Source organism: Levilactobacillus tujiorum, from assembly GCF_012641185.1.
In the GTDB taxonomy this organism is placed as follows: Bacteria; Bacillota; Bacilli; order Lactobacillales; family Lactobacillaceae; genus Levilactobacillus; species Levilactobacillus tujiorum.
The window spans coordinates 13,173-28,170 of the sequence record NZ_JAAXLK010000011.1 but is presented as its reverse complement, the minus strand read 5'-3'; the positions used below and the strand labels follow the sequence as shown (position 1 = coordinate 28,170).

14 protein-coding genes and 1 tRNA gene are annotated in these 14,998 nt (G+C 49.7%); 8 read left to right on the top strand and 7 right to left on the bottom strand.

What is annotated here, in order from left to right; all coding sequences use genetic code 11:
• Window positions 1-10: 10 nt before the first annotated feature.
• A complete protein-coding gene (locus tag HF569_RS06710; RefSeq protein WP_168901820.1) occupies window positions 11-943 on the bottom strand; it encodes a ketopantoate reductase family protein in 933 nt (310 codons plus the stop codon).
• Between the two features lie 164 nt (window positions 944-1,107).
• Between HF569_RS06710 and HF569_RS06705 the strand changes: the two genes are divergently transcribed.
• The 3 genes from HF569_RS06705 (at window position 1,108) to HF569_RS06695 (ending at window position 6,100) form a co-directional block, all read left to right on the top strand.
• Entirely contained in the window at window positions 1,108-3,081 is a 1,974-nt protein-coding gene (locus HF569_RS06705; RefSeq protein ID WP_168901819.1) for a S9 family peptidase, read from the top strand.
• 850 nt (window positions 3,082-3,931) lie between these two features.
• Window positions 3,932-5,542, top strand: a complete 1,611-nt coding sequence (locus tag HF569_RS06700) for a polysaccharide biosynthesis protein (RefSeq protein ID WP_168901818.1) — start codon at window positions 3,932-3,934, stop codon at window positions 5,540-5,542.
• A 204-nt stretch (window positions 5,543-5,746) separates the two neighbouring features.
• Window positions 5,747-6,100 carry a helix-turn-helix domain-containing protein gene (locus tag HF569_RS06695; RefSeq protein ID WP_168901817.1) on the top strand — a complete coding sequence of 118 codons (354 nt, stop codon included), beginning with the start codon at window positions 5,747-5,749 and terminating at the stop codon, window positions 6,098-6,100.
• Window positions 6,101-6,243: 143 nt separating this feature from the next.
• On the opposite strand, the gene HF569_RS06690 is transcribed toward HF569_RS06695, so the two are convergent.
• Window positions 6,244-6,717, bottom strand: a complete 474-nt coding sequence (locus HF569_RS06690) for a C40 family peptidase (RefSeq protein WP_168901816.1) — start codon at window positions 6,715-6,717, stop codon at window positions 6,244-6,246.
• A 156-nt stretch (window positions 6,718-6,873) separates the two neighbouring features.
• Window positions 6,874-7,830: a linear amide C-N hydrolase gene (locus HF569_RS06685; RefSeq protein WP_168901815.1), complete on the bottom strand. Its 957-nt coding sequence runs from the start codon at window positions 7,828-7,830 to the stop codon at window positions 6,874-6,876.
• Window positions 7,831-8,043: 213 nt separating this feature from the next.
• Between HF569_RS06685 and HF569_RS06680 the strand changes: the two genes are divergently transcribed.
• Entirely contained in the window at window positions 8,044-8,685 is a 642-nt protein-coding gene (locus HF569_RS06680; protein WP_168901814.1) for an LVIS_2131 family protein, read from the top strand.
• A 73-nt stretch (window positions 8,686-8,758) separates the two neighbouring features.
• On the opposite strand, the gene HF569_RS06675 is transcribed toward HF569_RS06680, so the two are convergent.
• The 3 genes from HF569_RS06675 to HF569_RS06665 form a co-directional block, all read right to left on the bottom strand.
• Complete coding sequence (locus HF569_RS06675) at window positions 8,759-9,331, bottom strand: M15 family metallopeptidase (protein WP_168901813.1); 573 nt, start codon at window positions 9,329-9,331, stop codon at window positions 8,759-8,761.
• Between the two features lie 329 nt (window positions 9,332-9,660).
• On the bottom strand, window positions 9,661-10,311 hold the full coding sequence (locus HF569_RS06670) for an NAD(P)H-hydrate epimerase (protein ID WP_211089662.1): 651 nt from the start codon (window positions 10,309-10,311) through the stop codon (window positions 9,661-9,663).
• A 32-nt stretch (window positions 10,312-10,343) separates the two neighbouring features.
• Window positions 10,344-10,802: a MarR family winged helix-turn-helix transcriptional regulator gene (locus tag HF569_RS06665; protein ID WP_168850190.1), complete on the bottom strand. Its 459-nt coding sequence runs from the start codon at window positions 10,800-10,802 to the stop codon at window positions 10,344-10,346.
• A 146-nt stretch (window positions 10,803-10,948) separates the two neighbouring features.
• Here HF569_RS06665 and HF569_RS06660 point away from each other — a divergent pair, with 146 nt between their 5' ends.
• From HF569_RS06660 to HF569_RS06650, 3 genes are all read left to right on the top strand, one after another.
• Window positions 10,949-11,275, top strand: a complete 327-nt coding sequence (locus HF569_RS06660; RefSeq protein WP_168850191.1) for a hypothetical protein — start codon at window positions 10,949-10,951, stop codon at window positions 11,273-11,275.
• A 46-nt stretch (window positions 11,276-11,321) separates the two neighbouring features.
• Window positions 11,322-11,393 (top strand) — tRNA-Arg (locus HF569_RS06655).
• Between the two features lie 193 nt (window positions 11,394-11,586).
• Window positions 11,587-12,216 carry a WYL domain-containing protein gene (locus HF569_RS06650; protein ID WP_168901811.1) on the top strand — a complete coding sequence of 210 codons (630 nt, stop codon included), beginning with the start codon at window positions 11,587-11,589 and terminating at the stop codon, window positions 12,214-12,216.
• A gap of 62 nt (window positions 12,217-12,278) precedes the next feature.
• On the opposite strand, the gene HF569_RS06645 is transcribed toward HF569_RS06650, so the two are convergent.
• Entirely contained in the window at window positions 12,279-13,202 is a 924-nt protein-coding gene (locus HF569_RS06645) for an exonuclease domain-containing protein (protein WP_168901810.1), read from the bottom strand.
• 308 nt (window positions 13,203-13,510) lie between these two features.
• On the opposite strand from HF569_RS06645, the gene HF569_RS06640 reads away from it, so the two are divergent.
• Window positions 13,511-14,839 (top strand): replication-associated recombination protein A, encoded by a 1,329-nt coding sequence (locus HF569_RS06640; RefSeq protein ID WP_168901809.1) that lies wholly within the window; start codon window positions 13,511-13,513, stop codon window positions 14,837-14,839.
• Window positions 14,840-14,998 lie beyond the last annotated feature (159 nt).

Sequence of the window (14,998 nt, the reverse complement as noted above, 5' to 3'; positions counted from 1 at the left end):
GATTTTTGTGTTACTTAATGTCTTTGAGACTCTCTTGGCTATGGATCAGCTGCGCTAGAAGCGCGTTGGTCGGGGCCGGCACGCCTAATTTTTCACCCAAGCGGGCAACGTAGCCGTTAAGGAAATCGATTTCCGTTGGCCGCTTCTTCGCCATATCTTGGTGCATGGAAGGATAGTGACCACCGTTTTTGGTGGGATCGAATTGAGCGGCGATGAGCGCCGTCACATCGGTGGCACTGAATTGAATCTTAGCAGCGGTAGCCACGGCTTCAAACTCGCTTAGAACGGCGTCGTTAAGTTTCCGCCAGTTAGGGAGGCCACCAAATTCAGCGATATTGCAGTCAAATAACGTGCAGTAGGTGTTGAGCACACTGTTGAGGCCAGCTTTTTTCCAAATAGCTGCCAGAACGTTCTGCGCAGGACTGGCATTCAGACCGGCAGCGTTTAGCGTGGCGATCAGGCCGGGCAAGTCAGGAAACTTGTCGGGAACCATCGCCTGTAGGGAAATGCTGCCAGTGCCGGTGACCGTGATGTGGCCCGGACCGGTGAGGCTGGAAGACCACACGGTTGTCCCGGCGACGACGTGGTCCTTAGGCACGTGACGTTCAATCGTTTCGATATTGCCGATACCATTGGCTAGCGTCAAGACCGCCGGCTGATTCCCTAAGACACCGTTAAGTTGTTGCAGCATCTGGTCCATCTGCATGGCTTTCGTAAAGAGGATGACGAGATCAAAGGTCGTGGTGACCTCTTGTGGCCGTTTTGTGGTCATCTGATAGACGTGATCGGTGCCATCATCGGTTGTCACGGTCAGACCTTGTTGCTGAATGGTGGTGACGTGGTCGGCCCAGTTGTCGATCAGCGTGACCTGATTACCAGCTGATTGAAGTTTGACGCCAAAGCGGCTGCCCATCGCACCCGCGCCAGCAATTGCAATTTTCATTTCAAGCTCACTCCTTCAATTTTAGTTACTTCCAGTGTATCAGCTTTCGCTTGATCGGCCGCAACGGAATTGAGAATTGACATCCTGTAGCCGCTGGATTAGTATGAAACACAACTGCTAAATGAGAAAATAATGAGAAAAATTATAAACGAGGAGCGATGCGTATGGCTCGCGGTGTGCGTGCACAAGATTTATTTCAATTGAAGTCGGTTTCCCAAGTGTTAGCGACGGGGGATCAAGTCTTTTTCGTGGAAAATGGGATTGATGCAACGAATAACCGTTATTGCTCACGCCTGAAGCGAGCGGACGCGGCTGGACATGTTCAAACGATTGCGGCGAACGGCCAGCTCAATCTGCAACCAGCAGTGGCCGATGGTCAGTTATACTACGCTGCGCAGGTGAGGACTGATCAGCCGCAGCTATTTACGGTAGCAACGACCGGTGGTGAACCCGTCCAATTGACGATGGAGACTCCGAATGAGGCGGTAGCGACGGTGATTGCGGCGGCTGATGGGCAGAGTATCTATTTTAAGACGACGGAAACGGCGGAAAAACCTAAGCTACCAAATCAAGAAACTTTCCCACAGACCCGGCACGTGACGCGCTTGATCAACAAGGCTGATGGTTATGGCTGGTTACCGCAGGACGGGGTGTACCGGTTGCGGCGTTACCTGCCTAGCACGGGGGCGGTGGAAGAGATTAGCCAACAGGGTGACGACTTCAGCCTGACTTCGGTGAGTGCCGATGGTCGCTACGTCACGGTATTACGCGATGATCACCCGGAAGATGACCGGAATTTTGCCCACGGTGCCTATCGGTTAGATACGCAGACGGGGCAAACGGTAGATCTAACGGCGCAGTTTACCCACGGGCATTTCGAAGATGCGACGATATCTCCCGACGGTCAGCAGGTTGCCTTGGTTGGAGATAACGGTGCGGCGGGGCGGCATACGGTAGCTAACGTTTATCTGGTGCCGGCGACTGGCGGCGATCCGATTAGTCTGACGGATGATCTGGATGCTGACCCAGCGCCCGAATTTGCGGGTGACTTTGTTCAGCATCCGGGCAGTAAATTGGTCCGCTGGTTGGATGATCAACGGGTAGTCTTTGCGCCGGCCTTTCACGGGCACAGTCAGCTTTACGTCGGGAGTCGTGCCGGTAGTCAATTGGTAGATGATACGGCCCGCCAGATCGTTGACTTTGACGTGATTGATGCGGAAACGTTGGCGTTGAGTGTGTCCTATCAGGATATTCCTAGTCAATTAGTTACCTTCCCGCTGGCTGGTGACGAGACGGTTCAGTATGATCCCAATGCGGCGTATGAAGCCACCCATAGCTTTGCGCATCCCCAACGATTCGATTATCAAGCAACGGATGGTCAGGCGCTAGAGGGCTGGTATTTACCGGCGCAAACGCAAGCGGCTAAGACACCAGTGCTCCTGTATGTTCACGGCGGTCCTCATGCAAATTATGGCGAAACGTTCTTCTATGAATTTCAAGTTCATGCTAGTCGAGGATACGGCGTCGTCTTCTTCAATCCACGAGGATCTACCAGTTACGGTCAGGCCTTTGAGAGTCACGTTAACGGCCATTATGGTGAGGATGATTTTACCGATGTCTTGACTGGATTAGATGTGGCATTACAAAACTTTACAGAGCTAGATGCGACGCGACAGTATATTGCGGGTGGTTCCTATGGCGGCTTCATGACGACCTGGGCAGTTGGTCACACGAACCGCTTCGCTGCGGCAGTGTCCCAGCGCTCGGTAACCAATTGGATCAGCTTGTTCGGGACCAGTGATATCGGCTTCTACTTTAACCCTGAGGAGTTGGGAATCGACTTGTTCGCGGATGGGGGCGTCGCGGAATACTGGCACCGCTCACCACTGGCTTATGCGCAGTATGTCAAAACACCCATTCGGCTGCTTCATGGCGAATGGGATATGCGTTGTCCGATCAGTCAGTCGGAAGAATTCTTTACCGCGGTCAAACGCAATGGTGTCGACGCTGATTTCATTCGCTATCCGCAGAGTTTCCACGGGGTTTCCCGCAACGGATTGCCTAGTCTGCGGGTCAAGCGCATTGACGACATGACAGAATGGTTCACGGCCCATCCTGCGGTTAACCGCGAGCAGTAGGGACGGCGGGTTGTCTCAGGCTGTGGCTTACATTTTTGAAGATGAAAGTTTCAAATTACCGGTTATACCTGTCCTAGCAATAATCATAGGATTAAAACTAGGTAGATCGGTGGTCCCTGCGCCTTACCGGTCGGCAGATATGGGCTGGATCGGTGCGAACACAACTTGAAGCCTCGAAAGTACCGAGTCTCCAAGCTTGGTTTTCTACTAAGCCAGTAAGCAGGTCGCTTACTAGCTAAGTAGAACGACGCGCCTGAGCCCATATCTGCCGACCTCTCGGCTTACACAGTTCTCTTAGGCAACTAGGATAATGACTGCTGCGGTCGTTATCAATAGAATTGAAAATACTAAGTAGCCACTTTTTCTCAACTGTTGTCGTGGTAAAACGCCATCAAAGCCGGAGGAGGACAGGGATGGAGCCAGCCGTGAAAGTGGTGTTAGCTGGCGATTGTTCTTTTGCCAGCTTACAGCACGGGCGACTTTGGAGACACGGATTTTTCGTGGCTCCAAATCGAGCGAGAAGACTGGTGGGCTTCCAGGCTGAAGCGTCCCCACAGCAGGCGGAATCCCTGGCAGCCGGAGTGCGACCAATTTAGTCAAATTTAATAACGTAAACGTTTTCCATTACTGGGATAGGGCAGGTATTTTATCTTTCAACCTCCAGTTAGTAATTAGTCAGCATAAAGTATCGAGAGATCAGTCGATTTCTCGATACTTTTTTAGGTCCTGGCTAATTAAGTTAACGCTAAGTTCGCCGGTGTAGCTGCATTGGTTATGTACAGTTGCGATTGAGAGGAGTATCCTAGCGAGTGGTGCTTTGACACTAGACTGATTGGTGTGTGCAAATTTAATGGATAAAAAAATTGTTTCAGGTTCATTTTGGCTCTCGTTTGGGAGTATTTTTTCGCGGATTTTAGGGGTTGTTTACCTGATTCCTTGGTTGGCGATGATTGGGTCACCGCAACATCAGACGGTGGCGCAGGCGTTGTTTAATACGGCTTACACGCCCTATGCGTTGTTCATTGCGCTGGGAACTGCGGGTTTTCCGTCGGCGATTGCTCGGCGGGTGGCCTTCTTTAACGGTGAAGATAGTTTTATTAATTCGAAGCACATTGCCTTCGCGGGCTTTGGCTTCATGGTGGTTTCTGGCCTGATTTGCGGTGGCCTGCTATATGGTTTAGCGCCAGTATTGGCGGCCAATAGTCCCGTGAGTTCGGTGCGCAATGCGACCATTGCCATTCGTTGTCTGGTTCCCGCCATCGTGATTCTCCCGTCGATGAGTATTCTGCGCGGGTGGTTCCAGGGAAATGGTGATTTGAAACCATTTGGGATTTCGCAATTATGGGAACAGTTTATTCGGATCATCGTGATTCTAATCGGGACCTACTGGCTGATTGAAGTGGCCCATCAAGGATACGTACAGGCGGTCTTTGTCAGTGTGGCAGCAGCTTTTGTGGGGGCCGTGGCAAGTTACCTTTATTTGTTAGGTCATCTGTGGCGTCAACGGGGAGAATATCGCCGGATGACGGCCAAGAGTCAGACGGGCAAGCAGCATGCGGCGGGTCAACTCCTCAAGATGATTGGGTACGAATCGATCCCGTTTGTGATTGTGGGTTCAGGGATTACGCTTAGCCAATTAGTGGATCAGCTGTTCTTTAAGCAAATTATGCAGGGGATGTTACATCAATCGGCGGCGATGACGCAGTACGTCTTCACGATCTTCTCCGCTAATCCCAATAAGATTACCACCGTCATCGTTTCTTTAGCGATGGCTGTGGCGGAGACCTCATTGCCATTACTGGCTGGCAAGTTGGCGGATATTAAGAAAAATCGTCAGGAGATTGGGGCATTGCTAACCAATAACTTTCAACTGTTGACGTTTGTCCTACTGCCGCTGGTCATCTTGGTGAGTGTGTTTGCTTTTCCAACGTATGGGATCTTCTTTAACTTTGACGGTGAAGGGGCAACTTACCTGATTGCCAACGTGTGGCAAAGCCTGATCCTGGGGCTGGCGCTAGACTTGCTAACCGTGTTACAGGCCTTACGGATGAGTAAGAAGGCGACGACTTACTTGTTGTGTGGCTTGGGTATCAAGATTGTCTTACAGTTACCACTCGTTTATCTATTCCAAGGCTACGGTGCCTTACTGACTACGGGGATCGCGTTCGGCTGGATTATGGTCGTGAGCTGGCGACTGGTTCGGCGCAGCTATGCGGTTGAATTAGGGGCCATTGGGCCGATTGTTAAGTTAAATGTGGTCTTTGCGATCGGGGCAACGGTACTTGTCGATGGTTGTCAGTGGCTGGTTGGGAGTCATTTCTTTACCGGCAAGCTTTTAACCATGGGCTACGTTGGTGTCCTTGGATTGGTCATGGTCGGCCTCTATGTCTGGTTGGCTAATCGCTTAGGCGTGGCCGAGTTAGTTTTCAAACGACCACTAAAGCTAGAGATCCGACGTTAAGTTAGAAAGTCTGAGCAGATGCTTGGGCTTTTTTGAGTTGAGTTAGTAAGATGGAGAAAAGCCGTTGTAGCGGGGATGGCAACCTATCTCGCAACCGTGACGGGCGCAACTAGCCCGGGCAAAGTGCTGGATGTTCTGGTTTGTTCGCTAGGAAGCCCGGTGGGTTTTGCGTATGATAAGAGCAAGGTAAGGGAGATGAGTGAGATGGAAAATGTATTCAGTCAACAGTTAGTGAAATTGCGGCGTCAGCAGAATCTGTCGCAAGAACAATTGGCACACGAGTTGTTTGTGACCCGGCAGTCGATTTCTAAGTGGGAACAGGGGGAGACCACGCCAGATTTGGATACGGTGGTTAAATTGGCGAATCTTTTACAAGTTGATCTCAATGAGTTGATTGCGGGACAACGCCCGACAGCCAGTGAGCAGAAAGCTGAGCCACGAACGACGTTGCCAGAGGGGCAGCGCCCAATGAACAGCTGGGAATTTTTAGATAAGAATTGGTGGATGATCTTTCCTTTTCTGGCTGCACTGGGATGGGTAGTAGCGATGTTTCATTAGAAAGGGCAATGCCGCAAACGCTGGCTCACTTGAATGGGCTGGCGTTTTTTGGCCGGCTTGCAGCAATTGCTCACAAAAAATCCCTCACCGCGACGTACAGTGAGGGATAACAGTTTATTTCATTTATGAAGGTTAGCTAGATGTTACTTAACGTTGGCAACGCGAGCGTAACCCACAGCATGCCACCAAGGGGCGTGAACGGCTTCAGTCACAACACCACGGTTTTGCGAGTCGATCATCTTCCCATGACCAACGTACATCCCCACGTGATAGATGGAATGCTTGGAACCACCGAAGAAGACCAAATCACCCTTCTTGATGTTCTTGTAGCTCACATGCTTGTACTTGTTGTATTGGGCTTGGGCGGTACGAGGGATCTTCTTGGAAGCACCCTTCTTGTAAACGTAGCCGGTGAAACCGGAGCAGTCAAAACGGGAAGGACCAGTAGAACCCCAGCCGTAAGGTTTGCCTAATTGTGCCTTAGCAACTTTATGTAACTTAGCGTAAGAAACGGTAGCTGCGGAAGCCTCGGTAGGTTGGCTCATGCTGACACCAGCAACCGTAAAGGCCACCATAGCGATTAAGGATAAAACAATTTTAGTCAACGTCTTCTTCATAAATGTAACAAACTCCTTCGTTTTAGTTATTTTTTAGTATTAAATGTTTCTTCGTTCGATTCAACATGATTAATACTATCAGGGAGTTGTTACAGAAATGTCTCAAACGATTATCAATCGGATTAAAGCGAAATTGGATGTTTGCAACATTCGCAGTTATTCTGCAGGAAAGGCGTGCGGAAAATGCCGATGAGCCGCCATTTCCGGCGTTAATGTCATTTGTTGCAGACGGCCAGATTTTCGTGAAATAAAGTTGTAAGTAGCGGTGGAAATATCGATAATTGCCCGGTAGTGGGTGTAATTATGGTTAGGTTGGTCGCGGCGAGTCGGGTCATAGGGTAGGCTAACCTCGGCTAACCAGTGGAAAATTTGATGTAAACTGGCTGCGGTGGTCGTCATGGGAAGCGTTCCCCAGCGCCGTAAAGCCATGTGAATAAAGCGTTGCGTGGGAACCGTACCGGTCGGCAGAGGTTTGCCACTGGCGAGATACTGTCTTGCAGCGGTCACGGTTTGTCCAGTAAAGTCATTACCGGGAACTTGCAGAAAATGATTGAGGTTTTGCAAGTGGGTGGCTAGGATGGGCGTGTTAGTGAGGACGCCGACTGGATTGAGCTGAGCTTTTAGGGGCCCGCCAGTGGGTTCGATGACCAGCGTTTGACCGCTGCGATCACTGAGAATCCAGTGGAAGGGGTAGACGAACGCGGCCGTTCCCCACCGCCGAGCGACTAAGGTGACGTGCGGTAGGTCGGCCACAATTTCTGCCAGGGAGGCGTGTTCGCCTAGCGCCCAATTGATGAAGTCTTGCGGCGATAGGTTGATCTGCCGGGGTTCGGGGTTTGCCGCGTACTGCGCGACGCCGGGCAAATAGAGCTCAGCACAGGTGATACCGTTTTCATTTATACCGTCGGCCATGAGATAGGTTGAAAAGTCAGCAGCTGTCCGCCCGCCACCCAGGAAGGCGTATTGAGTGGTGCGGGTAGCGTGTAACGCGGTGTGCCACTGGTAATGGCGGGGTAAGAAGACCGGCCGCCAGGGAGTGGTGGTGGGAAAATCCATCGTCCGGGCAAAAAAATGATGCTCGGCGGCAGAAGTATAGGTTAAACTGGTACACACGTGACATTCCTCCTCAGAGTGGTGCAATTGATTTAAGTATAGCTTACGCTGTGGTAGAGTTAAAGGACGTTCGTGATGTGGCGGGCTAATGATCTCCAAGCGAGTGAGCGAATTAAGCAACTAGCGCTTGTATTCAAAGCGTGAATCTCGTAAGCTAATAGAGAACAGAAATTACCTATAAGAGGTTTGTTTCTTGGAAGGGAATTGGAAACTATGAAATCAGCATGGAATTTAGTGGGAATGGGCCTATGGGTGATTGTGTTGATCACCTTGGTCTGGATGGTTCACGACATGCGTGTCCGGCGTATTCGATTAATTGTGAAAGAACACCGTAGTTTTTCCTGGCAGAACCTCACGATTTCAACGATTGAGTTGGTCGTGTGGTTGCTATTCTTCGGTGGCATGAGTTATACCACCTTCTTTCAAAATGTGAATCAGTTAGGCACGCGCGTCAATCAGACTACGCGGTACGAGCCGTTAGTGATTAATACAGGGACAACGTCTGGTTCAGCCTATTATGTTGAGGTGGACAACAGTGACGGTAAAAAACCAGTGCAGCGGTATACGTATTTGACCGAGGGTGAGAAGTACCAGGTCAGCAGTACCAATGCGACCGTGTCCGATGGGAAGAAGCCGATTAATTTACCAGCTTCTGCCTACAAATGGGATGAAAAGAAGGTTGCCAAGTACGATCAGCGGCATCAGCGCGCATGGGTCGGCGTGATTGAGACGACCTATAAGAAGTCATTTGTCAACGGCATCGGGCTGCATGCCGGTCGGTTAGCAGATCGCTTCACGTTGATTCGGATTCCGGATCATTCCTTTATGTTGAAGGATACGGGTTACCAGAAGTAAACGCAGTTGCATAGAATTCTATGAATTAAAAAATCGGTGTCCCTCGTTAAGAGTGGACGCCGATTATTTTTGGTTAGGCATGTTCGGTGATTTGATAATCATTCGGATCAGCCGTAGCCGGTGGATAATCATCCATCTGGGCATCGCGGTAATCCCACCATTCGTTTTCGTAACCGAAGAATCCCGCGGCTTGCATGGCCTGATTGAGAATTTGGTAGTTTTTCTCCTGTAACGGCGTCCGGTCGAAGTCCCGGTGAGCGGCTACCGTGAAGTCATCAAATTCTGTCTGCATGTCGACTTCCTTACCTGCGGCATCACAGAGCGTGACATCGACAGTTACGCCCTTTTGATGTGAGAAGTTCGGATTGGGCTTGGCGACAAACGAGGGGTCGGGATAGACATCGTAAAGACGTGCCTGAGCGGCAACTGGCCGGTACGCGTCCCAAATTTTTAAGCGATAGCCTTGGGTCCGGAGCAGACTGTTGGCTTTGGCCAGCTTCTTCGCCGTACCCGTGCGGGCGATGGCGGTAGTGAAATTATAAATGACTTGATGGGTGAAATTATCCGTGGTGGCGTAGCGCAGGTCGACAATGATGCTGGGGTCCAGCGCTTGGACGTTGGTGAAACCAGTTTCTAGTTGTGACATGTGGGGCACCTCCCATATAGTGTTGCCTCTAGTATACCGGGTCTGCACCAGAAAAGCTTGTGAAGTGGTTTGGTTGCGGTGCTTTTAAGAGAATCATGACTAGATGCCAATGGGCTAGTGTACAAATGAAGGTCGAGTCTGTTAGTCTCTCTAGCTGAAACGTGTGCCAGGGGTTACACCCTTTTTTTAAAAAAACGTCCAGCACCTCAGGAGGGGGTACTGGACGTCGTCAGGAAACACGAAAGTCACTCTAACTTTCGCGCTTTTTAGTTTACACGTGATTAGGCCTAAGCCGCAGTGAAGCGTGATGGTTGGTATGGTCACCGGACTTAGCGGGCATGCTCAAGATGATCTTGCGCGTAAATCCCGATGTCAGCGATATGAACGGTCCCGCTGTGCTGCTTGCCTGTGATGGTGAGCAGGCCAATCTTGTTGTAGGCCATGGTCGTGGTACTGTCGGCGACAACCGCGACGCCCATGACTTCACCAGTATCGGCGTTAATCCCAGATGGGACGTCAATGGAAACCGTCTTGGCGTCCGCCGCGTTGATGGCGTTAATCGCATCGGCAAATTTGCCCGAGATGTTACGGGACAAGCCCACGCCGAAGATGGCATCGACGATTAGCGTGGCGTTGACCACGTGGTTAAGGTCGGTGGTGAAGGGAATGTGGTAGTAGTTAGCGATTTTGAGTTGTTGAGCGGTCTGCGGGGTAGCTTTAGCCGGGTCGCCTAGTAGGTAAATCTCAACGTCGATTCCCCGGATGTGCAGTAGCCGGGCAACCGCGATGCCATCGCCCCCGTTGTTGCCGGTCGCCGCCACAATAATGACGCGGCTAAGATCGAAATCATCATTTAGTAAATTGTTAAACGTTGCCAAGGCGGCGCGCTCCATGAGAACTAATGCGGGAATACCGATCTCATTGATCGTATGCGCGTCGTAACGTTGTGCTTCAGCAATAGTGATAGCTTTACTCATCATGAATCCCTCCTTAGGATAGGAAAAACTAAAGATTATGAATGTGAATGTTCCGTTTGTTGGTCTGTCAGCACCTGGCTAGACAGTCGTTGCAGCTGAGCGGTGATACCAGCGTAGTCAAACTCAGTATCGGTTGGCGTCACCTGTTCCCACCAATCATGGAGGACCTCAATAGCTTGGCTAACGAGGTGTTTCCCATCGGTCGTGAGCTTTAGGCGGCGGTTGCGCCGATCATGAGGGTCGGTTTCTTTCTGCAGTAGGGCGAGCTTTACCAGATGGTGGACCATTCTGGCCATTAAGCCTTCATCTACAGCCATCGTCCACGCCGCTTTACGTTGATTCAAATGACTAGTCTCCGAGACCAACACTAATAAATAGAATTCAGTAATGTTGACTGGCATTTCGTCGGCTTCTAGAATCTGATTCATTGCCCGTTGAAATTGCCGATGGAGAATGGCCAGGTTCGTAGTAAAGTCTAGTATCGAGTCTTCCATGAGCCACCTCCTAGGTAGTCGTCAGTGTTCAATCTGGTTACTTATGTCTAGTTTACACCAGATTTGATTCAAGGATAACATTAGCACTCGTTTCTTAGGTAAGAAGTGCTAGAATAGCAGTAAAACTAATTATGGGAGGCATTGCAGTGTTTATTCAGATACCAACCGATATGGACGAGGTGCAGCTACGCCAGCTTCAATTGAAACAACACGGAGAGGACCAAACGGAGGATGAAATTATTAATCAAGCCGTTTTGGATATTTTTCAGGGCTTCTTAGATCAGATTGAGGATGGTCACTATGACACGGCGAGTTGGCAAGCTGAAACGCTGATTGTGACGGACATTGGCGGCCAGCAAACGGCAACGGTGACGCCTCAAGGGGCCACGTTCAACGCGGATTTCCGCGAGAGTGCAGAAAAACTCGAACTGTACTTGGAACAGGAAGCGGCTCGAGCTGCGGGTGCACGATAAATTATTTGATGTCAGAATAAGTTTGGGGCTAAAATAAGGATGTTAAGCGTCCTTAGTGTAACGGATAGCACGAGAGATTTCGGTCCTTTCGATCGGGGTTCGATTCCCCGGGGACGCAATTGAATATCCTAGGTGAGCTAATGTATTGGAGGAGTATTGCTAATACGTTGGCTTTTTTGTAGCTTCTAGGAGTGGTTTTACGGATAATTGATTTTTAGAAGAAACCAGTTTAAGCCGTTAGGACGACATAATGTGTCATGCTCGAATGCTATACTCTTTTTGAAATTGAGATTTAGAAGAGGGTGACGGGCGTGACATCAGGAGAACGGGTGCTAAACGTGTTGATGCGGCTGCTTCATGGTGAACGACTGACGACATCAGGAATGATGGCTCAGTATGGTTATCAGAGCAAGAAGACCGGTGAACGGGATACTGCTGCGGTTAAGGTCTTGCTGAAAGATGAGGCGCAGTATACGTTTCACAGTAAGATTATTGGACTTGAAGAGAAAAGCTACTGGGTGACCACTCAAAGCCTACCGTTTGAAGAAATTTTAGCGTTATTAAAACTAATGATGGGGACTCGGGCGTTGAACAGGGTTGAGATGAATCAAATTAAACAACACTTGTTAACAATGCTGTCAGTGGCAGATCAGCAACGTATGAACAATCTGATTCTGGCAGGTGTAAATGGCTATTTGCCAGCGACGACGAAGGAACCATTACTGTCTAAGATTAGATTACTTACTGACTACATTCAGAACCAGACGACGATTAACTTTGCTTATCAAGGGGATAGCGTTGATGATCCTGTCATGGTGACTGGCGTGCCAATGAATCTGACCTTTGAGGATACTGATTTTTATGTACTAGTGCAATCAGTTGGGCAAAAACAAGTATTGCGGTATCGTTTGAATCGATTTGAAAATATATCTGTAAGCTAAAAGTCATTAGAAAGGTGCTTATTCAGTCCTTCAAATATAAAAAGCCAGCGACGGCTGGCTTTTTATTGTGCAATGGCTTTAAGAAAATCGGCCTCATCAATGATAGTGATCACGGGAAAGATCCGGTTGATCTCTTCGGCTTGGCGAATCTTGTCGGTTTTGCCATCTTGGCCCACCAATAAGGGATTCGTATGGCCGACGACTAAGAAGTTAGTTGTCGCCGTGAGTTGATTTTGTGGAACGCCGCCAACCGCTCTAATCTTTTGAAAGGCGGTTGCGCGCGTCATGAGCTTTAGGTGGCCAGTCAGGACGATATTTTGCTGGTAGAATAACGCCGTGGGGATGAAGCGTTTGAAGTCGGCGGTCTTAACCTCGGTGGAAATATCGACTAGGTCAAGCACGCTGGTCTGTTCGAACTTCTTCTGCTCGAGGTGGGAAGAGACGCCCAGTTGATGAAAGCCAGCAATGTTGATGAGGCCGTTGAGGGTAGGAACTTCGTGGTGAGCGACCAATTTAGCAATGAGTTGACCGCAAGTCTGTGCGTCGGTCAGTGCGTGATGTTGCCGTGGATAGGGAATGCTGAAGTGGGCCGCCATGTCGGCCAGTCGGTGGACAGAATGGGTCACGAGCTGTTGGCAGATGACGTAGCTGTCGAGATACTTAAAGGTCAGCTGTGGCTGGCTGTGTTTCTCCAAGGTTTGGCGCAGCGCTGAAATATCAAAATTGGTGTGGGAGACGATCAACTGGTGGTCAAGCCAGCGCCGGAGTAAAGGGAGTAGCTCGGTGAATGTTGGCGCGTTGGCGACGGCTGATGCGTCGATGCCGTGAACGGTTACGTTGCGTTGGGCGAAGGGCTCGTGCGGATTGACGAGGCTGTAGAGACTATTGGTCAATTGGCCATTCTTGAATTGGGCCATGCCAATTGCGCAAATTGAAGCGCGTGAAGAATTGGCAGTTTTGACGTCGAGGGCAACGTAATCTTCCATGGATGTGTGAGGCTCCTTTTGTAGTTGAAATTTCAGCACAACCAACTATTAGCAGGTTAGGTGCGCGTGTTTCTTTCATAATACGGGAATTTTTCTAGAAATACTAGTAGTTTTTGACTAGGTCAATTGGATAATATGGTTACCCAATTAGATGATGAGTGAAGAGATCAGTTTTGAACCTGATGGTGGCGGGTAAGTGGAATACGAGCCTAGTGAACTGTGAGGATTGATGAGCGAAATCATTAGTTTTAATGACTTTTGTTAATTGGCTAAACGGGTTATCATTGTCCTAAAAGGTGGTGTTTCCCGTGGAACAGGAGTCGTTATTTGCTAATCAACAGAACACGCCGTTGGCCAGCCGGGTGCGGCCGCGATCCCTGGCCGATTTTGTAGGGCAGTCCCACCTGTTGGGCCCGGGGAAGATTCTGCGCGAACTGATCGAAAACGATGAGGTTTCATCAATGATTTTTTGGGGACCACCGGGTGTCGGCAAGACCACACTGGCGGAGATCATCGCGCGGCAGACACAGGCGAAGTTTTTGCGGTTCAGCGCGGTTGACAGCAGTATCAGCCAGATTAAGAAGATTATGAAACAGGCAGCCGATGACCTGTCCGTGGGTGAGAAGACGATCGTGTTCGTTGATGAAATTCATCGTTTTAACAAGGCTCAGCAAGATGCCTTCCTCCCATACGTGGAGCGGGGAAGTATCGTTTTGATTGGTGCGACCACCGAAAATCCCTCGTTTGAAATTAATTCCGCGTTGCTGTCGCGATGCAAAGTGTTTGTGCTGAAGGCTTTGGCAACGGAAGACATTGAGCAGTTATTGAAGAATGCCTTGGCCAGTCCCGATGGGTTTAAAGGCCGCGTGACGATTGGAACTGATGAGTTGCGTGCCATTGCCGAATTTGCTAATGGTGATGCGCGCAGTGCCCTGAATACGCTAGAAATGGCGGTGCTCAATGGTAATAAACAGGGCGATCGGGTGACCGTCAACATTGACGATCTGAAGCAGTTGATTTCACAGAAGTTTGTGCTTTATGACAAGACTGGTGAGGAACACTATAATATTATTTCTGCGCTGCATAAGTCCATGCGTAATAGCGATCCTGACGCCGCGATTTACTGGTTGTCGCGAATGCTAGAGGGCGGTGAAGATCCGTTGTACATCGCCCGACGGTTGGTTCGTTTTGCCAGCGAGGATATCGGATTAGCTGATACAAATGCCTTGAACGTGGCGGTTAACGTGTTTCAAGCTTGCCAATTTTTGGGTATGCCGGAGTGCGACGTCCACCTGACGGAGGCGGTGACCTACCTGGCGCTGGCCCCAAAGTCTAATGCCATTTATAAGGCTCGTCTGGCAGCTAAACGGGATGTCAAAGAGACCCGTGACGAGCCGGTGCCTCTCCAAATTCGGAACGCGCCGACTAAGTTGATGAAGGACCTGGATTATGGCAAGGACTATCAGTATGCGCATGATACCAAGGACAAACTTACTACGATGCAGACGCTACCGGATTCGCTGGTCGGCCATGAGTACTACCACCCCACGGACCAGGGGCGTGAGGATTTATTTAAGAAACGCTTGGATTACGTGAAGCGTTGGCGTCAGGAACATGCGGGTGACGATCAACATTAAGTCGGTCGTTAACTGTAGATTATTGAAATAAGGACGGTAAAGACTCGAACAGCAGTTAGATTTCGGCTGTTTATTCAAATATCGCCGTTTTTTTAATTTATAAATCGAAATTTTACTTTTTTAAGGCTGGTTACTGAACTAATTGAGTTCTTAAATAAA